The organism is Ruegeria sp. CDSA020 (genome assembly GCF_059612345.1).
Genome location: NZ_JBXWQK010000014.1, coordinates 47224 through 72547 on the forward strand (window position 1 = coordinate 47224; position 25324 = coordinate 72547).

The following is a 25324-nucleotide window of genomic DNA, read 5'->3' on the forward strand; positions in this document are numbered from 1 at the left end:
AAAAGTATGGGGCACACCATTCTGGATTGCTGGGAAATCAGGGCCTGACCTGCTCTACGTTGGGTCCGAGTCTTTACGTCAGCTCTGGTAGGCTAATGCTCTCTACGCGACCGAGTATCGTGCCCCGCCCATACTAAGCCAGTGAAACTAGAGAATGGGCGGTGAAAGTCGGTATATTTGGGCGGTTTGGCATGAAAGCAACAAGTTAATCTAAGCGGTTGGGGGATTGGCTTTATGATGCGCAATCGCATTCTCAATGTTGCCCAGCAAGGGTAAGAAACCCTTGAAATCAATCGTACCGCTTTGTTTTTGAACAACATCTCTGGCAAACGCCATCTTTCCGTACTTGTTTGCTGCAATCTTCTTTTTTTGACCGAGATCGAACGTCTTTCCATTGAGGGGCGTGTTCAGCGTTTTATGGTCAAATAGGTGCTCGATGAATGTGTCCTTCCCAGCGATCTTTGGGATTGGAACTACATACAGGTTCTTAACAACATGGTAAAAAGGAGCAGTTCCATCAGCACCTTTGAGACCAAACTTCTCGTCCAACATCTTCCAAAGTCCGTTATTGGCAGCATCGTTGTCGACCACAGCAAGTACAGGCTGAGAAACACTGGCAGCCTTACATTTGGAAAACCTAACGGCGTAAGTTTCAATAAAAGATTTCAATGGGTTGGCGCCGCCAGTCAGGGCGGTCACAGTGCGAGCGGTTTTGGAGTAATTGTAGAAACTACATTGCAGTTCGACCTTCTTGCTAGTGAGTGAGGCCACTGCAAGGCTTGGAACATGAGCGTGTTTCGACTTGATCGCACATTTTAGGTAAATGTTATCCGTAACTCCTTCGCAAAGAATTGTTGGCTTTGCATTGAAAAAGAAATTTCGAAAATAGAGAAAGTCTGAATATCTACGATAGAATGCTGGAACCGAGACCTCCTTGTCCTTGAACCGAGCGAGAGGCCAAGGCTTGCCACTCGAATCTACATACTCCTTTGATTTAATGTGGAATTCGTGGGCGAGCTTTCCCGCCAAGACGTTTGGACTCACATCTTGCTCTGCTTTCGTCACGGGAGCTTGTACATGGCACTTGCCGGTTTGAAGCAATGAATGGGTCATATACCGTACCTGCTTGGAATACTCCTTGGGCACATTGACTTTTTTGTTCACTACTAGGCCGGTAGTTTCCTGCCTGCCGCCGGCAAACTGCATACGTGTCTTGGCCGAATTAACCGCAAACCCGCTAGTATGAATCTTGTTCAGGACTTCGCTGCCGACGGTCCATATGCCGGAAGGGTCACATTCCGCGACTTCGCTCGGGAACGTTTGTTTATTCGTCGAAAACGTCAGGTCATCCGCGTATCTCGAATAACTACATCCATGGGCCTTCGCTATCTTGGATAAGCGGATATCCAAAATTCGTGTAATGAGCTCTGTAACGATCGGAGACGTTGGTGCTCCTTGCGGCAACTTATTATTGTGGCAACAAATTTGAGCTAGACTAGTTGCGACTTCCTCATTGAGGCTGAAATCTCGATTTGAAAGAAAGAAGCCACGCACACGACCAAAGTTGAATGAGCCAAAAAAGTCCTCAAAATCCAAGTTGAAGACGTAGCGTTTGTTGCGGTGCTTTGCTCCATTTGAAGCTATCGATAACCCCCTTCTCTTCTGAAACGCATGAGACAGATTCAGGCTCTTGTTTTCTGTTTTGGGGTAAAGCTCGTTGTAACACTCGTAGAGCATTCCAGATGTTCTGGATTGTATTGCCTTCAAGTGAGAGTTCGGCGCATGTATGACGCGATCACCGCCAGATGCCTTGGGGACAGTAAACTCGCTATACCTCGCTGCTAACGGTATTTTGTAGAGAGCGAAACTGAGATGCTTGGGTTCGATACCAAGAAGTCTAGCTAGTTCTGATCTGGAGCTCGTAGCTTTAAGTCTGCTCAGTTTGGTAGCCAAATCGCCCTCTTTCAAATCAGCCTTCGGGCACTCTTACGCAAGCTAGGATTACTACAATCCGTAAAACTGCAAAGGAACTCGAAGAGCAAATCTGACCCACAATGCGGTCAACCATCACAATGCATGATGACAAAATCTGCCCGAAGGCTGGATGCAAAATATCAATCGAAGAGCTGAGGTCAAGTCTGCTTTAGGTTGAAGCTCCGAGTTTCATCCGTAACAGATACCGATCAGACGGCCCGATGGGTAGCATGGATACCGAGTGCACATTCATAGATTTGCTAAAGGCTCCGTGCTTTGAGTTGAGGCCCATCCTGAGTGGCTATGGATGGGCCTCGAATACGGTGTGGGATTCGAACCCACGAAACCCCGAAAGGTTTTACCGAGTATCAATCGGCTGCATTACCACTCTGCCAACCGTCCTGAATACCTGTCGTCGCCGACAGGGGTGCCACCACGTAGCAAATGTCGAATTTCGTATCAATCCCCGAAGATCAGACGACTCGACGCCCATAAACCGAAACTGGTTGCGCCAAAACAAAACGTTCAGCTTGGGAAGCCGCGTCAAATTATTGAATGGTCAAATTCACAGCACGAAATGTGACTTCAATGAATACAACCTAAATAGTTTTCTCCAAAACGTTCCATCGCCGCAGGAGCAACTCGTTCGTTGACGCTCTCATCAATGAATAACCCCCAAGGATAAACGTCGACGTTTGCTAGGTCGAAATCGTCTTTTGGGTTCTGCTTGTTTTGGCTGAGAAATGCGTAGCGGATCCCTGCCCACATCTCGAAGCCGAGCTCGACCTCGAGGCCATCATATACGCTGTCCCCAGGGGCGTTAACGGTCACCTTTTTGGAAATGTCACCGAGTGCTTCCAACAGCATAATGCTGCACGTATGGGCCATAATGTCCGCAAGTTGGATACCCATCACCGCCTTGGAATCCTGTTCAAAGTGAAAGATGCAGCCTGCGAGCTCCGGATCGCCTGCAACTAAAGCCTCGGCCGCACTTTTGTGCTTGAAGAGGCCTTCATCAAAGAAGACCTCATGCTGCCGCCCCTCGAGCAAGGGGTGCTTCAGTGCGCTACGCAATAGCGTCAACGAAGCTGGGCCTAATTTCCTAGTGTCTTCTGCGCTATCTACGACGCATAGGGCCATTTTGCAGTTGCGTGCGATAAAGTGTTTCAAGCTATCACGCAGCGCTTGAAGATCATTGTAATCTTTCATGGTCGCTGAAGACTTGAACTCGAACGTGCTCGGATCGAAGCCATACTCGCGAAAGAGCGCGCCCATTTCTTCTGTTGGATCCACATCGCAAATGGCGAATGCGGCAAGTGAAAATCCGGATCTATGGTGCTTGCTGTCGTCTAAAAATAGATAGGCCATTACTGCTTGAAACAATTCTCCCTGTGCCAAGTTACAAATTCCGCCCTTGGCCGGTTAGCGAGGCGGTCCGGCACCAAGATCTTGCCGGACGAGTTGATCATGGACGTCACGGCTTCAATGTCGTTACTTTGACGGGAAACCAGAATTGTCAGGTCGTCTGCCAACCCAACGAGGCCGCGATCAAACATCCAATGTGCAGTTCCGGACAGGGCGAGCCCGTTGCTAACGATGTCGGGGCCGTCATGCTCGACTGGTCTGATATGGGCGGCTTCCACCTCGGCGCGGCCACCGCCATTTATCAGGCGTAGACCAGTGATGGCGCAGCGCTCGCCGTAGGCGCGCAGGACGTTCTTTCTGAAATTACGATCGCGAACCGCCCGATTGGTCAGTTGGTTGACGCGTTCCAGTGCGGGCATGTGTCGGAAAGGTGTTTGCGCGTCCTGAAAACCTGGCAGCTGCATCGAGTCACCAACGCGAGGCAGGATGTCCTCATGTCGTCCAAGACCACGTTCGACAATTCGGGCAAAGTCTTCAGCTGAAAGGGTTCTTACCGCAGCTTGCGCGCGTCCAGATATCTTGCCTTGATCGTTCAGCAAACCGCTTTCGATGACTGAATTCTCGTCTCGGAATGAAACAGGGTCGCCGAAATCAAGATACGTCCCCGGCTCAATCACCGCCAAGAACATGTCCGGTTTCCGAGGATCCGGAATGATCTCCTGGACCTTAGCGACAGCAAAGTACCCTTTGGTCTCTTTGACTTTGCTTGGCTCCAGGTAGACGATCCAATCCCCTTCGCACTGTTGAGCACGCGAGAGGTATTGCTTTGGAAACTGATACCGCTCCGAGGGAATGTCGTCGTAGATCGAGTCGCTGCGATGGATGAAGATACCGAAGGCCATCGGATCACCCGCGTTGAAGACGTTCCAGTTTTCGATCGGCCGCGCGTAGGGTCAGTACCGCACCTGTCAAAAATGGAAGTGCCAAGCCAGCTGCGGCGATCGCAAGAATCAGGATGGCAGCAAAAACCGAGTATTCGGCAGACTGTTGTGCCAACGATAGTTGGCCCAAACCAATCAGGTAGAAGACGCTGGTACCCAGGAAGATCAGGTAAAGCGGCCCAAAGGGTTCAATCACCTCACGACGGGTGCGCTCCAAGACTGAGTGTCGCAACATGTTCCAGCGTTTGCTTGCCTTGTTCACCAGATTACTCCCTTACCAGCTCGATCCATGTGTGCACGTCATCATCCGTCACTTCACGGCCTTCGACATGCGATTGATACCAACGCGCGACGATGGCCCCGCGCTTCTCGCTTTTGACTTTTATGCCCTCGTCGGTGAGGTGCTTATCTAGCGAGCTTTCGATGTGTTTGAGGGCCTCGAAATCATGCCCAACCCGAATGGATTTGGTGCCGAGCAGTAGCCAGGCGACGTCAACATCGTAGCGGCTTTGCATCTTGACGAGGGCCTCGACCGGGACGCCGCGTTTGCCCTTTTCATAGCTGTGATAGGCGCGATGTGACACGCCAATGGCTTCAGCCATAGCGGCCTGCGAGACGCCTATCTCATTGCGACAGATCGCGAGGCGAGCGCCAATCTCTGCAAACAATTCAGCATCATCTCGCACCATGCAAGTTTCCCAATTGACGAGTGCGCAATTTTGTATAAACATAGCACAAAATGACGCATATTTACGTTTTCATCCATCTGACCACGTCAGAAGGTGCAGAACAAGCGATTCCATGCGTGTCGCCAATTCAACTTAAGCGGACAAGGACGACTGAAATGGCAGAGACCAACTATTCAGACAGCTCTCAGATCCTGGGGCTTGGGAAAACACCCGCGCAATGGGTCGAAGTCATGGCCGGGATGGGGATCGATATTTCGGAGCGCACCTTGCGCGAGCGAGCCAATGAGACGGGTGCATTTTATCGCCTTGGGCGAACCATGCTGATCACGCCCGCGCAGATTGATACGATTTTTGAAGGAGGCCAGTCATGCCGCTCCAAATTTACAAGAGGGGCCGTGTCTACTGGGCCAAGGGGTGGATCGAATACAACGGCAGGCCAATCGCCGGCCCATACCGGCGAAGCACTAAGGCATCTACAGAAGAGGGCGCACGGGACTGGATAAACCATGAGACCGAACGTCAGATTCGTCGCTATGTCGTGGGCGACGAGCCGAGCAAGACGTTCTCTGATGCAATCATGCTCTACAACGCGTCCCCAAAAGCGGCGAAGCAGTTGATCCCGATTGTCGAAGCAATCGGCGACCTGTCGTTAGGCTCGATTTCTGGCGCGCTATTGAAGAGCCTGGGGCCGAAGCTGAAACCCAAAGCGTCGACCGATACTTGGTGGCGCGAAATCGTGACGCCCGCGAGTGCGGTAATCAACAACGCGCACGAGCTGGAAGGCACGCCGCTGATCCGCGTGAAGCCGTACGACAAGTTCGAGCGGATCGCGCAGGACAAACGGCGCGGCAAGCTTAGCCGCGTAGAGCGCACGCCAGCCGACAAGGAATGGATCGAGGCGTTTTGCCGTGTCGCCGATCCGTACAACGCCGCGCTGGTCCGTTTCATGTTTGAGACGGCTGCACGGATCGATCAGGCCGTGTCATTGGAGCCTGATGACCTTCGACCGCACGAAAACAAAGTTCGCGTGAAAGCGCAAAAGGGCCATCCGGAGAGTTGGATCACTGTCTCACCGCAGATGATGGACGAACTTCTCGCGTTGCCACCTAAACGCCCGAAGAACCGAAAGACCGGCAAGCTGATGAAGGCGCGCGTTTTCGGCTATGGCAGCTCCACCGGTTACAACACCCGCTGGAAGACGATCTGCAAGCGCGCGGGTATCCCTTACCTTTCAGCCCACCCGGCAGGGCGGCACGGATTCTTCACGGAACTGGTTGTGCGCCAAGGCGTCGATCCAGTCACAGCAGCCAAGGCTGGGCGCTGGTCAGACCCTAATTTGCCCATGCGCATCTATGCCCATGCAGAGTCTGATGAGGCCGATGTCAGAGCCCGGTTTCGTACAAACCATGTACAGGAAGGCCCTGTACAAATACCCAAGCAGCAGAAATCAAAGAAGGAATAACGCTATGAACGGTTCCCTCCTAAGGGGCAGGTTGCAGGTTCGAATCCTGCCGGGGTCGCCAAGATATCTAATGAAATCATTTATTTTCCGAACTTTAGACAATTCACTCGCTTAGAAAGGTGACACATGACTAAAAATTGGTTCGGATGAGCCAATCAAAACATCCATCGCCGAGAATGAATTTCTTTTGGGGCGAGTGCGGCAAAACAAATTACTGGTCCGAAAGTCGACCGGATATTGTCCGTTCTTGCTCTGTGACGGGGCCAGCCTCGCGAATTTGTGGCATTCGCCAGCTTAGGCCACCGGTCCTGTTGCGCACCCAGCCAATGAGCGCGGCGCTACGTTTATTCTTCGCTGATCTCAGATTGCATAACACCAGTCTGACCACGGCCGGCCTCCCAAATCCTTATAAAAAACTGGCTTCAATAGGGGGGTAAAAGAAAAAGGGCCCCCAAGCGGCGGCCCTTGATCGTTTTGCGGTGAAAGCTGGGATCAGCCGTTCACGCTGTCCTTCAGCGCCTTCGCAATGGTCATTTTGACCACTTTGTCGGCTTCTTTCTTGAACTGCTCGCCGGTGGCAGGGTTACGCACCATGCGCTCGGGGCGCTCGCGACAGTAGATTTTGCCGACACCAGGCAGGGTCACCGCGCCGCCCGCCGACACTTCGCGGGTGATCAGGCCGGTCATGGCCTCCAGCGCAGTGTTCGCAGCTTTCTTGTCGGTTCCCATTTCCTCAGCGAGAGCAGCAACCAGCTGAGTCTTTGTCATAGGCTTTGCCATTTCTTGGTCTCCTTAACGTGCCCGATAAATAGGGCCTCACCGCGTAACTGTAACGGGATATTGTAGGTGAACACAACGAATAGTAGCGTCGAAAACCCTAAAAATAGGGGGAATTCGTTGCTTTTTTGCTTCAGAGAAAGGCCGTTTCATCAAAGGAACGCAATTTCCGGCTGTGCAGGCGCTCCAGCGGCATGCCCCTCAGGTGCTCCATTGCACGAATTCCGATCGCGAGATGGCGGCTGACCTGCGTGGTATAGAAGGCAGAGGCCATGCCAGGAAGCTTTAATTCGCCGTGCAGCGGCTTGTCTGAAACACAGAGCAACGTGCCATAGGGAACACGGAACCGATAGCCGTTGGCGGCAATGGTCGCGCTTTCCATATCCAGCGCGATTGCCCGTGATTGGCTGAGCCGCTGTACCGGGCCGGACTGGTCACGCAGTTCCCAGTTGCGGTTATCGACCGAAGCGACGGTGCCTGTGCGCATGACCCGTTTCAGCTCATAACCTTCCAGCTCGGTGACCTCGGCTACAGCCTGTTCCAGCGCAACCTGAACCTCGGCCAAAGGCGGAATCGGCACCCAGACTGGCAGGTCATCATCCAGAACCTTGTCTTCGCGCAGATAGGCATGGGCCAGAACAAAATCGCCCAATGCTTGTGTGTTGCGCAGCCCGGCGCAGTGGCCAACCATCAGCCAGGCATGCGGGCGTAGCACGGCGATATGATCGGTCGCGGTTTTGGCGTTCGACGGACCGACACCGATGTTGACCAGCGTGATACCCGATCCATCCGCCCGCTTTAGGTGATAGGTCGGCATCTGCGGCAGCTTCAGGGGTTGTTCCAGCGCTCCGCCTTCGGTGGTGATCTCGACATTTCCGGTCGAGACAAAGCTGGTATAGCCACTGTCTGGTTCGGCCAGCTGCGCGCGTGCATAGTTTTCGAATTCCGAGACGTAGAACTGATAGTTGGTGAACAGCACATGGTTCTGGAAATGACTGGGATCAGTCGCAGTGTAATGCGCCAGCCGGGCCAGTGAATAGTCAACCCTTTGCGCAGTAAACAAAGACAGCGGGCCGTCTTCTTCCTCGTGGTCATGGACGCCATTGACGATGTCGTCATGGGTGGTTGTCAGGTCCGGTACGTCGAATACATCGCGCAGGGTAAATCCGGCGGCGCCCTGATGCGGAACGATCAGATCAGGATTGTTGGCCACGGCGAAATGAACCGGAATGGGTGTGTCCGAGGCCCCGATCGTGACCGGCTGGTCATGGTTTCTGATCAATAGGGCAATCTGTTGGGTCAAATAGGACCGGAACAGATCTGGCCGCGTTACAGTGGTCGAGTGGATGCCCGGTTCCGAGACGTGACCAAAACTTAGCCGGCTGTCGACCCGCGCATAGGAGGAGGTTTTGATGCGAATTTCCGGGTAATAGGCTCTGAAGCGTTCAGTTGGTGCTCCGTGCTCGATCACATTGGCAAAGTTCTCGCACAGGAAGCTGGTGGCTTGCTCGTACAGTTCTTCCAACCTTGCGACCGCGGCTGCGGGATCGGTGAAGTTCTCGGGCGCGGGGGCCTTAGGTGCTCGTATTATTGTCATGCAAGGGCTTCCAAAAGATCGATCTTTTCAAATTTGCGCACATCCACCAGCCCGACATCCGAGATCCGCAATTCAGGGATCACCACCAGGGCCAGCAATGAGTGCTGCATATAGGCGTTGTTTAGTTTACAGCCACAGGCCTGCATCGCCCGAACCATTTGTTCGGCCTTGGCGGCCACTTCGGCTGCCGGGCTATCAGACATCAGTCCAGCGATGGGCAGTTCCACCAGCGCCAGTTCCTCACCGTCTCGGAAAATGGTGATGCCACCGCCGATCTCGGCCAGCCGATTTGCGGCAAGGGCCATCTGTTCGCGGTCGGTCCCAACAACAATCATATGGTGACTGTCGTGGGCAACGGTCGAAGCCATTGCCATGCGCCCCTGATATCCAAACCCCGAGACAAAGGCGTTTGTGACCCCGCCTGTTGCGCGGTGGCGTTCGACAAGCGCAATCTGGCAGACCTCACCCTCGGCTTCAACCAGGCCGCCAATGATGGGCAGTTCGGCTTTTAACGCTTTGGTCGGGGCCTGGTTTTCGACCACACCAATCACATTGGCCTGAACGCGGTTCGCCCCTTTGGGGGCCTCGATCTGAAAATCCGCGCTGGTCAGGGCATGGCCCAGATGCACGGTGTTTCGAGCGGCTGCAGGCCAATTCAGATGCGGGCAGTCCACAGTGATCTTGCCGTCCTCAGCCACGATTTGGCCGCGCGCTATGACAAGCTCGATGGGCAGGTCCTTCAGGTCCGAGCTGAGGATGATATCCGCCCGGCGCCCGGGCGTGATCGAGCCGATATCGCGCTCCAACCCGAAATGCGTGGCTGTGTTGATGGTCGCCATCTGCAACGTGATCAACGGATCACAGCCGCAGGCAATCGCATGGCGCACCACGCGGTTCATATGCCCTTCATTGACCAGGGTACCAGAATGGCAATCATCCGTGCACAGGATGAAGTTGCGCGGATCCAGCCCTTTCTCGGTGATGGCGGTGATCTGAGTTTCCACGTCATACCAGGCCGATCCCAATCGCATCATCGACCGCATCCCTTGACGCACCCGCGCGATGGCATCGGCCTCGCAGGTGCCTTCGTGGTCGTCGGCAGGGCCGCCTGCGACATAAGCTGCGAAATCAGGCCCTAAATCAGGCGAAGCATAGTGCCCGCCAACGGTTTTCCCTGCCCGTTGGGTCGCGGCAATCTCGGCCAGCATCTTGGGATCGCCATGAATGACGCCTGGGAAATTCATCATCTCGCCCAGTCCGATGATGCCCGGCCAGTTCATCGCCTCGGCCACGTCTTCGGGGGTGATCTCATAACCGGTGGTCTCAAGCCCTGGCGCCGATGGCGCGCAAGAAGGCATCTGGGTGAAAATGTTAACGGGCTGCATCAGCGCCTCGTCATGCATCATACGAACGCCGTCCAGGCCCAGCACGTTGGCTATTTCGTGCGGGTCAGTGAACATGCTTGTCGTGCCATGAGGGATAACGGCCCCCGCAAATTCGGCCGGGGTCAGCATTCCTGATTCGATATGCATATGCCCGTCGCACAGGCCGGGCAGCATATACCGCCCCTTTGCCTCGATGATCCGGGTGTTCGGGCCGACGCAGTGCGAAGCATCGGGGCCAACATAGGCGATACGTCCATCGACAATCGCGATGTCATGATCGGGCAGGGCTTCGCGGCTGTGCACGTTAACCCAGATCCCGCTGCGGACAACAAGGTCAGCGGCTTGACGCCCTGCGGCGACAGCGATCAGACGGGGGGCGGTATCGGGCCAGCTTGGGAAAGGTGTGAATTCCATGGCCCAACTTTCCCGAACGCACGGAAAGGTGCAACCCCTGCTCGGCAGTTATCATGATTCCGTCATGCAGCGCGTCAGCGCTGTTGTGCCTAGCCCCGTGAAGGTCCCGTAAGAGCCGCTATGCTAGGCAGGAGAGCCACGGCCTAGCCAGGGAACGTTTTCGCAATCTCGCGCCGGACCCATTCGGCAAAGGCAATCGCTCCTGGTGACTCTTCTGCCTGAGGCGACAGCAACAGGTAATAGGCCTCTGGTACAACTGCGCGATATTCGAATGGTGCAACCAATCGACCTTCATCAATCAAGTCGCGCGCGATTGTGTCATGCGTCAGGCACAAGCCACCCCCGGCCATCGCAACCGACAGGCTGACCAGATAGGTGGTGGAATATGTGATCGGAGGATTTTCCCAAATTAGACCCTGATCTTCGATCCAATTCTGCCAATTCGACAGCAGGTTTGAGCAGTCATACAAGGGGATTCGCTGTAGTGTATCCAGCGACACCTCATAGCCCGGCGCGCAAACCGGATAATAATGATCGGATCGCAGCAGTTCGGTTCGCACCGTGTCCGAAGGTCTGAGCGAAAATCGAATTTCTACCGCAGCCCCCTCCGCCATTTCCCGGGGCTCCCACAACTCGGTGAATATGTTCAGCTGTACAGACGGGTGTTCGGCCTGAAACATTGGAAGGCGGGGGGCCAGCCAGTTGACCGCAAAAGTGATGTTGCATTGTACCTGCACCGCGTTCTGCTGGGCCCCGGTCACGGCCCGCGTTCCGCGCAGTAATGTGCGAAATGCCTCACGCACGACAGGGAGATAGCTGATCCCGGCCCCGGTCAATTCAAGTGCGCGGGGACGGCGCAGGAAAAGCGGTTGGCCAAGATAGGCCTCAAGCGACTTGATTTGCTGGCTGACTGCACTTTGTGTCATGTTTAGATCGCGCGCTGCCGCGGTAAAGGACAAATGGCGGGCCGCGGCCTCGAAAGTCCGAAGCCAACCCAACGGGGGCAGCTGTTTTTGCATGGGCATAACCTGGCCATTAGTTCAGCTTATGAAATAGGCGCGATTTTTTCGTTGGTCAATTTTTTCTACTGCGGGCACGATTTTCCAATCAAGCAATCCGCTGACAGGAGACGGAAATGAGCGTTGCCAGCTTGCGCCCCAATATTGACCATTGGCCTGAACGTGTGGATCTGGCGGCTACATTTCGATGGGCTGAACGTCTGAATATGCACGAAGGGGTCGCAAACCATTTTAGCTTGGCGGTGAATCAGGACGGCACACAATTCTTGATGAACGCCAATCAGATGCATTTTGCACGAGTAATAGCATCGAACCTGCTTTTTCTGGATGCCAAAGACGCTGATGTCATGACCCAACCCGGCGCACCGGACCCAACTGCATGGGGCCTGCATGGTTCGATTCACCGGCACTGTCCTCATGCCCGCTGTGTAATGCATGTGCATTCCATCTTTGCCACGGTTCTGGCCTCGTTGGCCGACAGCACATTGCCGCCGATCGATCAGAACACCACTACGTTTTACAACCGTTATGTGGTCGATCACGAATTTGGTGGACTTGCTTTCGAAAGCGAGGGGGAACGTTGCGCAACCATGCTGGCAGACCCCAAAAAGAAAGTCATGATCATGGGTAATCATGGGGTTTTGATTTTGGGTAGTAACCCGGCAGATGCCTTTAATAGACTCTATTATTTCGAACGCGCTGCTGAAACGTATATCCGTGCCTTACAGACGGGCCAACCACTGCGCGTTTTGTCAGACGAGATTGCGGAAAAGACCGCGCAGGAGTTGGAAGATTATCCCGATCAGGCCGAGGCACATCTGCGTGAGATCAAAGCGCTGTTGGATGCTGAAGGCTCGGATTACGCAAGCTGACGAGATAACCGGATGACGGATTCTGATCAAAATCCCGAAGCAGCCCGCTGGCACTATCACCCTCAGGGGCCGGTGGCTTTGAACCCGTTGTTCAACTGGCCACCCCGCCCATCAGCGGTGTTGAGGTGGTATGGTGGCGCGTGGCTGCAAATCACCTCTCTGACGCTGTGCATGGGGCTTACTGTAACGGTCTATGTGCTGTTTTTCCCTGCATTAGAGACTATGAAGGCCTTTCAGCCCGGCTGGATGTTCCGTATCTGGTTGCTGAACATGATGCCACAAATTCTGGTCGCGGGCGGGCTGCACTGGTGGCTGTACATGCGCAAGGGGCAGGGCATGTACAAGAAATTCGACCGCCGGGACCTGACCCGGGATAACGGGAACTTCACTTTTCGCAATCAGGTCTGGGACAATATCTGGTGGACCTTGGGCAGCGCCATGACCGTCGCCACGAATTACCAATGGGGTATCTACTGGGCGATGGCCAACGGCTATGTTCCCACCGTTACATGGTCCGCGGCTCCGATCTGGTTTGTGATCTGGATGTTGCTCATCCCAATGTGGTCAGGGCTGCATTTCTATTGGGTGCATCGACTAGAGCATCACCCGAAACTCTACAAACACGTCCATGCCGTGCACCACCGGAACGTTAATATCGGGCCGTGGTCTGGAATATCAAACCACTGGTTTGAGAACCTGTTGTACTTCACCACATATTTCATTCATCTGATCGTGCCGTCGCATCCGATGCATCTGTTGTTCCACGCCTATTTTCAGCAGGTCAGCCCGGTCCTGTCCCATTCCGGGTTCGAAAAGCTAAAAGCTGGGGACACCGAGGCCGCCCGTGCAGGCGACTTCTTTCACCAACTGCATCACCGGTATTTCGAGTGCAACTATGGCACGTCCGAGATTCCGTTCGACAAGTGGTTTGGCACTTATCATGACGGTTCTGCCGAGGCGACGACGCGGACGCGGGCTTATAAAAAGCAGATGTATACTTAACCGACTCTCAGGGCGCGCGGTGTGATCCCGAATTCGGCGCGGAAGGCGCGGGTCAAGGCGCTGGGATCGTCGTATCCGGCCCGCAGGGCGATCTCGCTGACAGTCAGGTCGGTTTCTGCCACCAGCTTCCGCGCCAAATTCAGGCGCAAGCGGCGATAGACCTGAGCCGGACCCGCACCCAGTTCGGCCTGCATTCGTGTCGACAATGCCTTGTGTGAGCGTCCGACCTGTCTGGCGATATCCGTAATGGGCAGCGGGGTTTCCAAATTTTCCTGCATCAGCGCCAGGGCCTTGTTTACATAGCCGGTGGTCGCCCCGGCCCCGCCGGAATGCGACCGCGCGGAATCGCGGGTCATGAACAGCTGCGCCACCTCAAGGGCCAGCGCCTGCCCATGGTCCTGACCGATCAGATGCAGCACAAGGTCAAACGCGGCCATGGCGCCGGAACAGGTGATGCGGTTCCGGTCGATGACATAGCGCTCGCGCAGGGCGTCGATCTCGGGGAACCGCTCGGTAAAGCTGGTCAGCTCTTCCCAATGGATGGTGGCGCGATACCCGTCCAGCAGTCCGGCCAGCGCCAGCAGCCAGCTTCCAGTATCCAGCCCAGCCAGAACGTCATAGCGATTTGCGGCGGATCGCAATCCGGTCAGCGTCGGCCAGCCGCCATGCGCGCGAAACCCATAGGATGGCATCACCATCAATGTACCGCCGCGGGCAGATTGCAGTCTTGCGTGCGGCGTAACCTGCAACCCCGAGGATGATGTGACCGGCCCTTCTGTCAGCGACAGGAATTCCCAGTCATACAGTTTTCGTCCGGCCAGCGAATTGGCCGCACGCAGGGGTTCGACCGTGTTGGCAAGGCAATGGTTTGAAAACCCATCAAAAAGCAGGACCCCGAATTGCTGCATCGCGGCAGGCGATTTTGTCCATCTTCGCATGGTTAACGTCTATTTCTGCACGATGAACTTTGCAACCCGGGCCACGATATCGCGAGCCCCAGATGTGGAGACCGCAGATGCAATATGGCCTGACCGACGAGCAAGAGATGATCGCCGCGACTGTTCGCAGTTTCGTCGAGAAAGAGATCTATCCACATGAAGAGCTGGTTGAACGTACCGGCGAAGTTCCGCAGGAAATAGCGGATGAGATCAAGCGCAAGACAATTGAATTGGGTTTCTATGCCTGCAATTTTCCCGAAAGCGTCGGATGTGCCGGGCTGAACCATCGGGAATTTGCACTGGTCGAGCGCGAACTGGGCCGGGGATCGATGGCCTTGAACCACTTCTTTGGCCGTCCGCAAAACATCCTGATGGCCTGCGAGGGCGAGCAAGTCGAACGCTATCTGATGCCCGCAGTTCGGGGCGAAAGGATGGATGCACTGGCGATGACCGAACCAGGTGCAGGTTCGGATGTGCGTGGTATGAAATGTGCCGCAGTTCGAGACGGCGGAGATTGGGTCGTCAACGGGACCAAACATTTCATCTCGGGCGCGGAGCATGCCGATTTCATCATCGTTTTCATCGCGACGGGTGAAGATCAGACGCCAAAAGGTCCAAAGAAACGGATCACAGCCTTTCTTGTGGATCGCGGCACGCCGGGATTTACCATCCGGGACGGGTATAAATCGGTCAGCCACCGGGGCTATAAGAACATGGTCCTGGATTTTGACGATTGTCGCCTGCCCGACAGTCAGGTGTTGGGCGAGGTCGATGGCGGGTTCGAGGTGATGAATACCTGGCTATATGCCACCCGCATCACCGTGGCGACCATGTCGGTCGGACGCGCACGTCGCGCCTTTGACTATGCGCTGGACTATGCAGCCACGCGTGAACAATTCGGTCAGAAAATCGGCAAGTTCCAGGGCGTGTCATTCCAGATCGCTGACATGATCACCGAAATCGATGCCGCTGACCTGTTGACGCTGGCAGCGGCCGACCGGCTGGACAAAGGGCTGCCTGCAAACCGCGAGATTGCCTCGGCCAAGCTCTATGCGTCCGAAATGCTGGCACGGGTGACTGACGCCGCGATTCAGGTACATGGCGGCATGGGGCTGATGGACGATTACCCGCTGGAACGGTTCTGGCGCGATGCGCGTGTCGAACGCATCTGGGACGGTACCAGCGAGATTCAGCGTCACATCATCAGTCGTGAGCTGTTGCGGGCACTTGGCGCATGACAACGGCGCTGGCACGGGCGTTGAACCCCAGCTCCATTGCTGTGATCGGTGGTGGGGCTTGGTGCACGTCAGTCATTCAACAGGCGCGCAAGTTCGGGTTTCAAGGCGATATCTGGCCGGTCCACCCCAAAGCCGCCGAGGTCGCCGGAGAGCGCGTTTTTGCGCGGCTCGAGGATTTGCCCACGGCCCCGGATGTGGCCTTTGTGGGCATCAATCGTCATGCAACAATCGAGGCGGTTCAGGCGCTGGCAGCGATCGGGGCAGGGGGTGCGGTTTGTTTCGCGTCGGGGTTCACCGAGGCGCGAGCCGAGGATGATCTGGGCGCCGATCTGCAGGACCAGTTGATTGCAGCCGCCGGGGAAATGCCTGTTCTGGGTCCCAATTGCTATGGTTTCGTCAACGGGCTGGATCAAGTCGCAGTCTGGCCGGATCAGCATGGGATGCAACCGGTGGAACGAGGCGTAGCGATCCTGACGCAAAGTTCGAATATTGCAATCAACATGACCATGCAACGCCGGGCCCTGCCGCTGGCGTTCATGCTGACCTGCGGGAATCAGGCGCAGACACATCAGGCTGACGTTGCCTCAACACTTCTGGACGACGACCGGATCACCGCTATCGGTGTTCATATCGAGGGGTTTGGCGATCTGCGAAAATGGGAGGCTTTGGCCGACAAGGCACGCAGACGGGGCGTATCGGTCGTTGCTTTGAAAATGGGCCGCTCGTCCCATGCGCAGGCGGCGACGATTTCGCATACCGCGTCTTTGGCAGGTAGTGATGCGGGCGCGCAGGCTTTTTTGGACCGGTTGGGAATCGCACGGTTGGACGACATTCCCAGCTTTTTGGAATGTCTGAAGCTGTTGCATGTTACGGGACGATTGCGCGGCAGCGGGTTGGGTACCATCAGCTGCTCGGGCGGTGAAGCCAGCCTAGCCGCAGATATGTCCGAGGGACGCGATCTGCATTTCCCGCCATTGACCAAGGTGCAGCAAGCTGACCTGCGCGCAGCTTTGGGGCCCATGGTGGCGTTGGCGAACCCGCTGGACTACCACACCTATATATGGCGCGATACCGAAGCGATGACCCGCGCGTGGTCGGCGATGACCGGGCCGGAACAGGCCATAACCATTGCGATTGTCGACTATCCTCATACCGACGCGTCGGATTGGGAGTGCGCCACCCAAGCGGCGTTGAACTGCGCTGCCCGGACCGGGCGACCCTTTGCCGTTGCCGCGACATTGCCCGAACTGATGCCCGAGGATGTGGCGCAGCGCCTGCTGGACGGCGGTGTGGTGCCCTTTGCCGGTCTGCATGAAGCCTTGGCTGCGGTTGAGGCCGCCGCGCGGCCGGTTGCGGCACCGGCTGATCCGGTACTGTTGCCCTCGCAGGCTGAGGCAGACCATGTCTTGACCGAAGCAGAGGCCAAACGGGCGCTGGCAGATCATGGTCTGCGGATTCCTCAATCCGTAGTGACGCGTCCGGACCAGGCTGCGCATGCTGCATCGAATCTGACCGCGCCTTTCGCGGTCAAGGGCGTCGGGCTTGCGCATAAATCCGAACATGGTGCGGTGCGCCTTGGCGTCGGCTTGGACGATCTGAGCGCGGTTGCGACCGAGCTTGGAACCGACGAAGTTCTGATCGAAGAGATGGCCCAAGGCGGTGTTGCCGAGTTATTGATCGGCGTCACCCGTGATCCGGCCCATGGCTATGTTCTGACGCTAGGGGCTGGAGGCGTGCTGACCGAAATTCTGCGCGACAGTGTTTCAGTGCTGATCCCGTCATCCCGGGACGCGGTCCGTCAGGCGCTGGGCAAGCTGAACTGTGCGCCGTTGCTTGCGGGGTATCGCGGTAAACCGGCGGCGGATACCGAGGCGATCCTGAATGCAGCCGAGGCTGTGCAAGCCTATGTTATTGCCAATGCAGCCCATGTCAGCGAAGTTGAAATCAATCCACTCATCTGCAATCCCGATGGCGCTGTGGCCGTGGATGCTCTGATCCGAAAGGCACGTATATGAACCCGGTTAAAACCAAGCGCGATGGCGCGATTCTGCAGGTCACTCTGGACCGACCCAAGGCAAATGCCATTGATCTGGCCACCAGCCGGATCATGGGTGAAGTGTTCCGCGAATTCCGCGATGATCCAGAGTTGCGCGTGGCCATCCTGACCGGTGGTGGCGAAAAGTTCTTTTGCCCGGGGTGGGACCTGAAGGCCGCCGCGGACGGAGACGCCGTGGACGGAGATTATGGAGTCGGCGGTTTTGGCGGGCTGCAGGAACTGCGGGATATGAACAAGCCTGTCATCGCTGCGGTGAACGGGATTGCCTGTGGTGGCGGGCTGGAACTGGCGCTGAGTGCGGATATGATCATCGCTGCAGAGCATGCCAGCTTTGCCCTGCCCGAAATCCGGTCGGGCACCGTGGCCGATGCGGCCAGTGTAAAGTTGCCAAAACGCATCCCCTACCATATCGCGATGGAACTGCTGCTGACTGGCCGCTGGTTCGATCCGGTTGAGGCAAAAGGGTGGGGCCTGATCAACGAGATCGTCCCAGGTGATCAGCTTTTAGACCGGGCATGGGAACTGGCCCGTTTATTGGCCAGCGGCCCCCCGCTGGTTTACGCGGCGATCAAAGAGATCGTGCGCGACGCCGAAGATTCCAAGTTTCAGGATGCCATGAACCGGATCACCGGGCGGCAGTTGCCGACGGTGGACATTCTATATGGTTCTGAAGACAATCTCGAAGGCGCGCGCGCCTTTGCCGAGAAACGCGACCCGGTCTGGAAAGGGCGCTGAGCGGAACTACGAACCGTTGAACAACGCCTCGACCTCGGCAACTGTTTCGCGAACCTGCTGATCAATTGAGGGGCCGTTGGTTGGTTCATTCTTGACGTGAAGCGTCAGGACAGAATTGGTTTCTGGGTGATGCAGGCTTGGGGACGATTGCACAATGTCGATCAGCCTGTCCTTGCCGATCCAGACAGGCTTGCCCACGGGTGTCGTCAGCTTGATCAGAGCAGTGGCGGCCATCAGTTGCGAAATGATATCTTCGGATGTTGAGCCTGAGTGAAACCTCTTCTTGTCAATGCGGATTGTAAGGGCGTTGGTCGGTTCACTATCACCATGTGTTGGACGCAACCGGATGAAGTTGTCGGAATTAAAAGCAGCAGGGCTGTCTGCGAGATCTACGTAATGAATAAGTGCCATGAGTATCCTCAAACGAACGAAATAATCTCAATATGGTACCATAATTGGACGCTCGACACTATGATCACTAACTGCAAGGCATTCCAGAATGGGGCGTTAATCAGGTCGCCCAGGCACTTTGCTAAGATCAGATCTTCTCGAACATTGCGATAAGGGCGGTATCGTCCCGGTTGGGCCCGGCAGCCAGGTCGCCGTAGATTCGAACTTCGGGCAGGGACAGGTTTTGTATCTGCCCATGGGCAAGCTGGTGCAGTGCGTCAGCAAATCCCAGAGATTCGTAGTGTTTCGCGTTAATCGACAGAGCGAATTGCGCGCCTGTCCGGGCCACGTTCAACAGCGCGGGCAGGGCCTCGGGGCCGAGATGGCCATGGGTAAATGTGCCCGAGGACACAATGCCCGAATAGCTGTCGCGCGGGACCGGAATGCCCTGGTTCAGGTCAGCCTCAATCGCGTCGCGGTAGATGTCTTTGCGCAGGGCCTGATCCAGCATCTCGGCGCTGATATCGGTGGCGTCGATTGGGCCAACGCCCAACCCGGCCAGCACCGCACCGCAAAGCCCGGTGCCTGCACCGACATCCAAAACCGGACCCTGTCCCCCGGCGCTGACAAAGGCGCGGGCGGTGTGGATATGCAACTGATAGTCCTCGCGCGCCGCAAAACCGTCATCATAGTCGCCAGCCCATTCGGCATAAAGCCGTTTGTGGTCCTCGGGGCTGTCTAGCGCATAAGCTGCATGCAGGTCGGGCGATTTTGTACTCATGACTCATGAAAGGCGTATGTGGGGATTCGAATCAAGTATCCAGTGCGGGTGCTTGCATCTTGGACCATTGGCGATCATCAAGAAGGATATGGTTAAGACACTCTTTTCATTCGGTCACGGATATTCGGCGCAGGCCCTGTCGCGGCATCTTGAACCGGCGGGTTGGCGCGTATTCGGAACTACGCGCGATCCGGCGCAATCGGGTGCGGTCCGCGCATCCTGTGCCAAACCGGTGATCTGGCCCGGTCAGAAGGTTGATTTGGACGGGGTAACACATCTGTTGATTTCGACCGCGCCGAATGCGGGCGGAGATCCGGTGCTGGCGGCGCTTGGCGACGAAATCGCTGACCGCGCAGGTCAGTTCGATTGGGTCGGATACCTTTCCACTACCGCAGTCTATGGGGACCACAAAGGCGGGTGGGTGGACGAGGCGACCCTTCCTTCACCAATGGCCGAGCGCGGCAGGTGGCGCGTCCGGGCCGAGACACAATGGCAAGACATTCCGGGCCTGCCCGTCCACATCTTTCGCCTTGCCGGGATATATGGCCCCGGGCGCGGCCCATTTTCCAAACTTAAACGGGTGGGAATGCGCCGCATAATCAAACCGGGGCAGGTGTTCTCGCGCATCCATGTAGCGGACATCGCGCAGGTGCTTGCGGCGTCGATGGCATCGCCGAACCCGGGTGCGATCTACAATGTCTGTGACGATGAGCCGGTGCCGCCACAGGATGTCATCGCCTATGCGGCTGAACTGCAAGGCCTGCCTCTGCCCGCTGCGGTTCCGTTCGACCAGGCCGATATGTCCCCGATGGCCCGCAGTTTCTATAATGAAAACAAGCGGGTCAGGAATGACCGGATCAAGGATGAGCTGGGTATCCGGCTTTTGTACCCGGATTACCGCGCTGGGCTGCAGGCCCTGATGAAAGACGGCTGAGCCCTTATCGGGCGGCGGCTTTGATCAGGTCGGCGGCTTTCTCGGCGATCATGATGGTCGGAGCGTTGGTGTTTCCCGACACCAGCGTCGGCATGACCGAGGCATCGACCACGCGCAGCCCTTCGATCCCGCGCACGCGCAGCTCGGGGTCAACCACGGCCATTTCATCCACGCCCATTTTGCAGGTCCCGACCGGGTGATAGATCGTGTCGGCCCGGGACCGAATGTGATGTTCCCAATCCGCATCGGTCTGTGCGTCGTCGGTTCCGTACATCGCTTTGTGGCGGAACTTGCTGAAGGCCGGCGCGTGCAGAATGTCTTTGGTCATACGCGCGCCCTTGATCAGCGTGTCCAGATCGCGGTCATCGGACAGGTAAGCCGGATCAATGGCCGGAGCGGCAAAGGGATCGGCGCTGTGCAGCCCGACCGTGCCACGGCTTTCGGGGCGCAATTTGCACACATGGCAGCCGAACCCATAGCCATAATGCAGCTTCCTTGCATGATCATCGGCCAAGGAAATGACAAAGTGCAGCTGGATGTCGGGGCGATCCAAAGCCGGGGAGGTTTTCAGAAACGCGGCGCCCTCGGCAAATGGCGTGGCCGCCATCGACTTACCGGTCTTACGCCAGCGCCAAATATGTCCTGCCAAATTCAGTGCGGCAGCGACACCGATGCCGAATGTGTTGGTGTCCCGGGTTTTATAGAGCAGCGTGAAATCCAGATGGTCCTGCAGGTTCTTGCCAACGCCCGGCAGGTCGTGCCGCACCTTGATCCCATGTTTGACCAGATCATCAGCGGCACCAATCCCGGATAGCTGCAACAACTGCGGAGTTTGAAGTGCACCGGCGCAAACCAGAACCTCGCGCCTGGCGGAGACAGTGATATCCGCACCTTTCGCCTTTTTCCTGTACACCACACCGGTGGCCCGCTTTCCTTCAAAGGTCAGCTCTTTGGCATGGGCGTCGGTAATGACCGTCAGGTTTGGGCGGTCCATGACCGGAAAGACATAGGCTGCCGCTGCCGAGCATCGCTCACCATTCTTCGAGGGGTCGTGAAACTGTGTGACCTGATACAGACCAACGCCCTCGTTATCGCCCCGGTTGAAGTCCCGGCTTCGGCGGTGCTGCATCTGTTCGGCAGCTTCAATAAAGGCAAGCGTGATCGGGCGCGGCTGTTTCTGGTTTGACACGTGCAGAGGGCCGCTGTCGCCGTGATGGTCGTCGGCGCCATCTTCGTTATGTTCGGACATCTTGAAATAGGGAAGGACGCTGTCCCAGTCCCAACCGGCACAGCCCAGTTCAGCCCAGCCATCATAGTCCTGACGCTGACCCCGGACGTACAACATTGCGTTAATCGCGCTGGACCCGCCCACCGTCTTGCCGCGCGGCTGATATCCTTTGCGGCCGTTCAGCCCCGGTTGGGCCACGGTTTCAAATGCCCAGTTGTTGATTTTCGGCCGCCCCGGCAGCGAGGCCACTGTTGCCGCGGGCAATCTGGTAAGCATGCCGTTGCCGCCGTTTCCGGCTTCAAGAAGGCAGACACGTATTCCAGGATCTTCGCTCAGACGACCGGCAAGAACCGAACCGGCGGATCCTGCGCCGACAATTACATAATCAAATTGCATTCAGACTCCAAAAATTTTCGGAACCGGCAGTCAAATACGCCGGTCAATCTGTATTAGGCGCGGATCCGAACAAAAGAACCCGCGCTCGTGTCGTTCATAAAGACAGTGGTCGCATACGGATGAAAAACAAGGGCTGTGGTCTATATGTGACCCAAGGTTATTCAGGGATCTGAAAATTGTTCCGATTGCACGGGATCCGGGGATGTTCTCTTCATAATTATTTCCTATGGTTTTCATCATTAAACAAAACTTTTATGCATGAGTGCAATTTGCTATTTCTGACTAGGTCAGGACTTCAGGAATACCGATACCCTTGCCAGATGCTCAGCGTATATGGATGAGGAAGACGTGTCTTGAATCTGTGTTCTTGATTACCACGAATTTCACTGCGCAAGATCGCCGGATATTAGCTAGGATTGGAGACCGATATGGACGGAAGTGATAACCCCAAAGCAGGCGGATGCCCTGTGATGCACGGCGCTGGAACCCGTTCCAACCGGGATTGGTGGCCGAACCAGCTAAACCTGTCGATCCTGCACCAGCACGGAGCAGCTTCGAATCCTCTGGGTTCGGATTTCGACTATGCTGAAGAGTTCAAAAAGCTGGATATGAAGGCGCTGAAAGAAGACCTATATGCGCTGATGACGGATTCACAGGAGTGGTGGCCGGCGGATTATGGCCATTATGGTGGTCTGTTCATTCGGATGGCCTGGCATAGTGCAGGCACCTACCGGACGGCAGATGGCCGTGGCGGGGCCTCGACCGGGAACCAGCGTTTTGCGCCGCTCAACAGTTGGCCGGACAACGGTAACCTCGACAAGGCGCGTCGTCTGCTGTGGCCGATCAAACAAAAATACGGAAACCAGATTTCCTGGGCTGACCTGATGATCCTGGCAGGTAACTGTGCCATCGAATCCATGGGTGGCAAAACCTTTGGTTTTGCCGGCGGCCGTGCCGATATCTGGGCCCCCGAAGAAGACATCTATTGGGGAACCGAGACAGAATGGCTGGCCCCGACCGACAATCCGCAGAGCCGGTATTCCGGTGAGCGCGATCTGGAAAACCCTCTGGCTGCAGTGCAGATGGGCCTGATCTATGTAAACCCTGAAGGTCCGGACGGAGAGCCCAACGTTCTGGCTTCGGGTCGTGACATCCGCGACACCTTTGGCCGGATGGCAATGAATGATGAGGAAACCGTTGCTCTGGTTGCTGGTGGTCACACCTTCGGCAAGGCGCATGGCGCGGGCGATCCCGATCTGGTCGGCCCCGAACCCGAAGCCGCCCCGATCGAAGAGATGGGCTTTGGTTGGATCAACAAGTTTGGGTCCGGCAAGGGTGACGATACCACCACTTCAGGGGTAGAGGGCGCCTGGACCGCAAATCCGATCCAATGGGATAACGGCTATTTCGACCTGCTGTTCGGATATGACTGGAACCTGACCAAAAGCCCTTCGGGCGCGTGGATTTGGGAACCGGTGAATGTCAAAGAAGAAGACATGGCCCCGGCGGCGCATGACGCGTCGAAGAAGGTCAAAACCATGATGACCACCGCCGACATGGCGATGCGCATGGACCCGATCTATGGTCCGATCTCAAAGCGTTTTCACGAGAACCCGGAAGAATTCGCTGACGCTTTCGCCCGTGCATGGTTCAAACTGACCCACCGCGACATGGGCCCGCGCTCGAATTACATCGGCGAGGAATCTCCGGCCGAGGAACTGCTGTGGCAAGACAATGTCCCCGCCGTGGATCACGAGCTGATCGGTGACGCGGATGTGGCCGAGCTGAAGGCTAAGATCGCGGCCACTGGCCTCTCGGTGTCCGAGCTGGTTTCGACCGCATGGGCTTCGGCCTCGACCTTCCGCGGCTCGGACAAGCGCGGCGGTGCCAATGGCGCACGTATCCGTCTTGCTCCGCAGAAAGACTGGGACGCGAACGAACCGATGAAGCTGGCCAAGGCGCTGACCGCGCTTGAGGGCGTTCAGGCGACGTTCAACGGCGCACAATCCGGGGGCAAGAAAGTGTCTCTGGCCGACGTGATCGTTCTGGCTGGTAATGTGGGTGTCGAACAGGCCGCCAAGGCCGGTGGTCAGGAGGTTGAGGTTCCGTTCACACCTGGCCGCACCGATGCGACGCAAGATCAGACCGATGTGGACAGCTTTGCCGTGCTCGAGCCCGAGGCCGACGGCTTCCGCAACTATCAGAAGACGGATTATTCGGTTTCACCCGAAGAGCTTCTGGTCGACAAGGCCCAGCTGCTGACTCTGTCGGCGCCGGAAATGACCGCATTGGTTGGCGGTCTGCGCGTGATCGGAGCCAATTTTGGTGACACCAAGCATGGTGTGTTGACCGACCGCGTCGGCACGCTCAGCACCGACTTCTTCATCAACCTGCTGGACATGGGCACCGAATGGAAACCCGCGGGCAAGGGCGTCTATGAGGGTCGGGACCGCGCCAGCGGTGAGGTCAAGTGGACCGGTACCCGCGTCGATCTGGTCTTCGGCTCCAACTCGCAGCTGCGGGCTCTGGTCGAGGTCTACGGTCAGGCAGGCGCAGAAGGCAAATTTGTCTGCGACTTCGTCTCGGCCTGGAACAGGGTCATGAATGCAGACAGGTTCGATCTGAAGTAAGCCTGCGACCTTCGCAGAATTTGCGCCGTCCGAGGAGACTCGGGCGGCGTTTTGTTTGCCCCGGTTCCGGGCGCATACCCAGCATTGGGTACGATTCCGCCCAGGGGCTGTTCTTTCCCCCATTCCGTGCGGTCCGTTACCGGCTCGGAAGAGAGAATTATTAAGCTAACCTGTTGTTTTCATTAACCTAGAGAAGTTTCTGTTAAGAAATGCAAAGTTTTTTCAGATTGGGGGTTGCAGGTCCCAGACCTAATCCGTAAATACCCCTTCACCGGCGCTGCTGAGGCGCTTGGGACACACTGGAGAGACGGTGGGACGGGTTGGAGAGACAGCCGGACGCATCGGAGAGACGGTGGGCATCTTAGGGAATGATTTGGGCGGGCGCGCTGATGTTATTGGCGCAACGGTCTGATTTTTGGCTCTGGGTGTTTTGTTCTTTGACATTGATGGATAACTGAAGAGATATGTGGGCGGTTTGGTTCGTTTTCGACGGATTGAATG

At 56.4% G+C, this 25324-nt stretch carries 21 protein-coding genes and 1 tRNA gene; 8 read left to right on the plus strand and 14 right to left on the minus strand.

Annotated features, from left to right (window positions below; translation table 11 throughout):
• Nucleotides 1–210: 210 nt before the first annotated feature.
• The 6 genes from AC2FJW_RS18945 to AC2FJW_RS18970 all read right to left on the minus strand — a co-directional run bounded on the left by AC2FJW_RS18945 (nt 211) and on the right by AC2FJW_RS18970 (nt 4969).
• Nucleotides 211–1953 carry a retron Ec67 family RNA-directed DNA polymerase/endonuclease gene (locus AC2FJW_RS18945; RefSeq protein WP_496751054.1) on the minus strand — a complete coding sequence of 581 codons (1743 nt, stop codon included), beginning with the start codon at nt 1951–1953 and terminating at the stop codon, nt 211–213.
• A 338-nt stretch (nt 1954–2291) separates the two neighbouring features.
• Nucleotides 2292–2376: transfer RNA gene (locus tag AC2FJW_RS18950), tRNA-Ile, on the minus strand.
• Nucleotides 2377–2559: 183 nt separating this feature from the next.
• Nucleotides 2560–3342 (minus strand): DUF3800 domain-containing protein, encoded by a 783-nt coding sequence (locus AC2FJW_RS18955; protein ID WP_496751055.1) that lies wholly within the window; start codon nt 3340–3342, stop codon nt 2560–2562.
• Entirely contained in the window at nt 3342–4241 is a 900-nt protein-coding gene (locus AC2FJW_RS18960; RefSeq protein WP_496751056.1) for an HNH endonuclease, read from the minus strand. The genes AC2FJW_RS18955 and AC2FJW_RS18960 overlap by 1 nt, the downstream gene beginning before the upstream one ends.
• A 4-nt stretch (nt 4242–4245) precedes the next feature.
• The gene (locus AC2FJW_RS18965; RefSeq protein WP_496751057.1) at nt 4246–4542 is read right to left on the minus strand and encodes a hypothetical protein; all 297 of its coding nucleotides are present in this window, start codon (nt 4540–4542) and stop codon (nt 4246–4248) included.
• A gap of 4 nt (nt 4543–4546) precedes the next feature.
• Complete coding sequence (locus AC2FJW_RS18970) at nt 4547–4969, minus strand: helix-turn-helix domain-containing protein (RefSeq protein WP_496751058.1); 423 nt, start codon at nt 4967–4969, stop codon at nt 4547–4549.
• A gap of 367 nt (nt 4970–5336) precedes the next feature.
• Here AC2FJW_RS18970 and AC2FJW_RS18975 point away from each other — a divergent pair, with 367 nt between their 5' ends.
• A complete protein-coding gene (locus tag AC2FJW_RS18975; protein ID WP_496751059.1) occupies nt 5337–6431 on the plus strand; it encodes a tyrosine-type recombinase/integrase in 1095 nt (364 codons plus the stop codon).
• 492 nt (nt 6432–6923) lie between these two features.
• On the opposite strand, the gene AC2FJW_RS18980 is transcribed toward AC2FJW_RS18975, so the two are convergent.
• From AC2FJW_RS18980 to AC2FJW_RS18995, 4 genes are all read right to left on the minus strand, one after another.
• Nucleotides 6924–7211 carry an HU family DNA-binding protein gene (locus AC2FJW_RS18980; protein ID WP_142637567.1) on the minus strand — a complete coding sequence of 96 codons (288 nt, stop codon included), beginning with the start codon at nt 7209–7211 and terminating at the stop codon, nt 6924–6926.
• A gap of 130 nt (nt 7212–7341) precedes the next feature.
• Entirely contained in the window at nt 7342–8805 is a 1464-nt protein-coding gene (locus tag AC2FJW_RS18985; protein ID WP_496709953.1) for an AMP nucleosidase, read from the minus strand.
• Nucleotides 8802–10604, minus strand: coding sequence for an adenine deaminase (ade, locus tag AC2FJW_RS18990; RefSeq protein WP_496751060.1), 1803 nt, complete (start codon nt 10602–10604; stop codon nt 8802–8804). The genes AC2FJW_RS18985 and ade overlap by 4 nt, the downstream gene beginning before the upstream one ends.
• Before the next feature lie 143 nt (nt 10605–10747).
• Nucleotides 10748–11623: a LysR family transcriptional regulator gene (locus AC2FJW_RS18995; protein ID WP_496698996.1), complete on the minus strand. Its 876-nt coding sequence runs from the start codon at nt 11621–11623 to the stop codon at nt 10748–10750.
• 116 nt (nt 11624–11739) lie between these two features.
• On the opposite strand from AC2FJW_RS18995, the gene AC2FJW_RS19000 reads away from it, so the two are divergent.
• Together AC2FJW_RS19000 and AC2FJW_RS19005 are read left to right on the plus strand one after the other, a co-directional pair.
• On the plus strand, nt 11740–12495 hold the full coding sequence (locus AC2FJW_RS19000; protein WP_496751061.1) for a class II aldolase and adducin N-terminal domain-containing protein: 756 nt from the start codon (nt 11740–11742) through the stop codon (nt 12493–12495).
• A 12-nt stretch (nt 12496–12507) separates the two neighbouring features.
• A complete protein-coding gene (locus AC2FJW_RS19005; RefSeq protein ID WP_496751062.1) occupies nt 12508–13497 on the plus strand; it encodes a sterol desaturase family protein in 990 nt (329 codons plus the stop codon).
• Here the strand turns inward: AC2FJW_RS19005 and AC2FJW_RS19010 are convergent.
• Nucleotides 13494–14435: a GlxA family transcriptional regulator gene (locus tag AC2FJW_RS19010; protein WP_496751064.1), complete on the minus strand. Its 942-nt coding sequence runs from the start codon at nt 14433–14435 to the stop codon at nt 13494–13496. The two genes, AC2FJW_RS19005 and AC2FJW_RS19010, sit on opposite strands and share 4 nt — an antisense overlap.
• Nucleotides 14436–14512: 77 nt before the next feature.
• Here AC2FJW_RS19010 and AC2FJW_RS19015 point away from each other — a divergent pair, with 77 nt between their 5' ends.
• From AC2FJW_RS19015 to AC2FJW_RS19025, 3 genes are read left to right on the plus strand one after another with little or no spacing between them, the layout of a single operon-like run.
• A complete protein-coding gene (locus AC2FJW_RS19015) occupies nt 14513–15673 on the plus strand; it encodes an acyl-CoA dehydrogenase family protein (RefSeq protein WP_496690501.1) in 1161 nt (386 codons plus the stop codon).
• Nucleotides 15670–17688, plus strand: coding sequence for an acetate--CoA ligase family protein (locus AC2FJW_RS19020; protein ID WP_496751065.1), 2019 nt, complete (start codon nt 15670–15672; stop codon nt 17686–17688). The genes AC2FJW_RS19015 and AC2FJW_RS19020 overlap by 4 nt, the downstream gene beginning before the upstream one ends.
• The gene (locus AC2FJW_RS19025; RefSeq protein WP_281973956.1) at nt 17685–18464 is read left to right on the plus strand and encodes a carnitinyl-CoA dehydratase; all 780 of its coding nucleotides are present in this window, start codon (nt 17685–17687) and stop codon (nt 18462–18464) included. The genes AC2FJW_RS19020 and AC2FJW_RS19025 overlap by 4 nt, the downstream gene beginning before the upstream one ends.
• A gap of 6 nt (nt 18465–18470) precedes the next feature.
• On the opposite strand, the gene AC2FJW_RS19030 is transcribed toward AC2FJW_RS19025, so the two are convergent.
• Complete coding sequence (locus AC2FJW_RS19030) at nt 18471–18875, minus strand: hypothetical protein (RefSeq protein WP_496751067.1); 405 nt, start codon at nt 18873–18875, stop codon at nt 18471–18473.
• Nucleotides 18876–19002: 127 nt separating this feature from the next.
• Nucleotides 19003–19635 carry a class I SAM-dependent DNA methyltransferase gene (locus tag AC2FJW_RS19035; RefSeq protein ID WP_142637587.1) on the minus strand — a complete coding sequence of 211 codons (633 nt, stop codon included), beginning with the start codon at nt 19633–19635 and terminating at the stop codon, nt 19003–19005.
• Nucleotides 19636–19723: 88 nt separating this feature from the next.
• On the opposite strand from AC2FJW_RS19035, the gene AC2FJW_RS19040 reads away from it, so the two are divergent.
• Nucleotides 19724–20569, plus strand: coding sequence for an SDR family oxidoreductase (locus tag AC2FJW_RS19040; RefSeq protein ID WP_496751069.1), 846 nt, complete (start codon nt 19724–19726; stop codon nt 20567–20569).
• Nucleotides 20570–20573: 4 nt separating this feature from the next.
• Here AC2FJW_RS19040 and AC2FJW_RS19045 read toward each other — a convergent pair whose 3' ends face one another.
• Nucleotides 20574–22193: a GMC family oxidoreductase gene (locus tag AC2FJW_RS19045; protein WP_496751070.1), complete on the minus strand. Its 1620-nt coding sequence runs from the start codon at nt 22191–22193 to the stop codon at nt 20574–20576.
• Between the two features lie 428 nt (nt 22194–22621).
• On the opposite strand from AC2FJW_RS19045, the gene katG reads away from it, so the two are divergent.
• Nucleotides 22622–24823, plus strand: a complete 2202-nt coding sequence (katG, locus tag AC2FJW_RS19050; protein ID WP_496751072.1) for a catalase/peroxidase HPI — start codon at nt 22622–22624, stop codon at nt 24821–24823.
• The last annotated feature ends 501 nt before the right edge of the window (nt 24824–25324 follow it).

Bases quoted from the DNA above. Each gene is read 5' to 3' on its own strand.
- AC2FJW_RS18955 (WP_496751055.1), bottom strand. From the start codon at position 3,342: ATGGCCTATCTATTTTTAGACGACAGCAAGCACCATAGATCCGGATTT.
- AC2FJW_RS18960 (WP_496751056.1), bottom strand. From the start codon at position 4,241: ATGGCCTTCGGTATCTTCATCCATCGCAGCGACTCGATCTACGACGAC.
- AC2FJW_RS18970 (WP_496751058.1), bottom strand. From the start codon at position 4,969: ATGGTGCGAGATGATGCTGAATTGTTTGCAGAGATTGGCGCTCGCCTC.
- AC2FJW_RS18975 (WP_496751059.1), top strand. From the start codon at position 5,337: ATGCCGCTCCAAATTTACAAGAGGGGCCGTGTCTACTGGGCCAAGGGG.
- AC2FJW_RS18980 (WP_142637567.1), bottom strand. From the start codon at position 7,211: ATGGCAAAGCCTATGACAAAGACTCAGCTGGTTGCTGCTCTCGCTGAG.
- AC2FJW_RS18985 (WP_496709953.1), bottom strand. From the start codon at position 8,805: ATGACAATAATACGAGCACCTAAGGCCCCCGCGCCCGAGAACTTCACC.
- ade (WP_496751060.1), bottom strand. From the start codon at position 10,604: ATGGAATTCACACCTTTCCCAAGCTGGCCCGATACCGCCCCCCGTCTG.
- AC2FJW_RS18995 (WP_496698996.1), bottom strand. From the start codon at position 11,623: ATGCAAAAACAGCTGCCCCCGTTGGGTTGGCTTCGGACTTTCGAGGCC.
- AC2FJW_RS19000 (WP_496751061.1), top strand. From the start codon at position 11,740: ATGAGCGTTGCCAGCTTGCGCCCCAATATTGACCATTGGCCTGAACGT.
- AC2FJW_RS19005 (WP_496751062.1), top strand. From the start codon at position 12,508: ATGACGGATTCTGATCAAAATCCCGAAGCAGCCCGCTGGCACTATCAC.
- AC2FJW_RS19010 (WP_496751064.1), bottom strand. From the start codon at position 14,435: ATGCGAAGATGGACAAAATCGCCTGCCGCGATGCAGCAATTCGGGGTC.
- AC2FJW_RS19015 (WP_496690501.1), top strand. From the start codon at position 14,513: ATGCAATATGGCCTGACCGACGAGCAAGAGATGATCGCCGCGACTGTT.
- AC2FJW_RS19020 (WP_496751065.1), top strand. From the start codon at position 15,670: ATGACAACGGCGCTGGCACGGGCGTTGAACCCCAGCTCCATTGCTGTG.
- AC2FJW_RS19025 (WP_281973956.1), top strand. From the start codon at position 17,685: ATGAACCCGGTTAAAACCAAGCGCGATGGCGCGATTCTGCAGGTCACT.
- AC2FJW_RS19030 (WP_496751067.1), bottom strand. From the start codon at position 18,875: ATGGCACTTATTCATTACGTAGATCTCGCAGACAGCCCTGCTGCTTTT.
- AC2FJW_RS19035 (WP_142637587.1), bottom strand. From the start codon at position 19,635: ATGAGTACAAAATCGCCCGACCTGCATGCAGCTTATGCGCTAGACAGC.
- AC2FJW_RS19040 (WP_496751069.1), top strand. From the start codon at position 19,724: ATGGTTAAGACACTCTTTTCATTCGGTCACGGATATTCGGCGCAGGCC.
- AC2FJW_RS19045 (WP_496751070.1), bottom strand. From the start codon at position 22,193: ATGCAATTTGATTATGTAATTGTCGGCGCAGGATCCGCCGGTTCGGTT.
- katG (WP_496751072.1), top strand. From the start codon at position 22,622: ATGGACGGAAGTGATAACCCCAAAGCAGGCGGATGCCCTGTGATGCAC.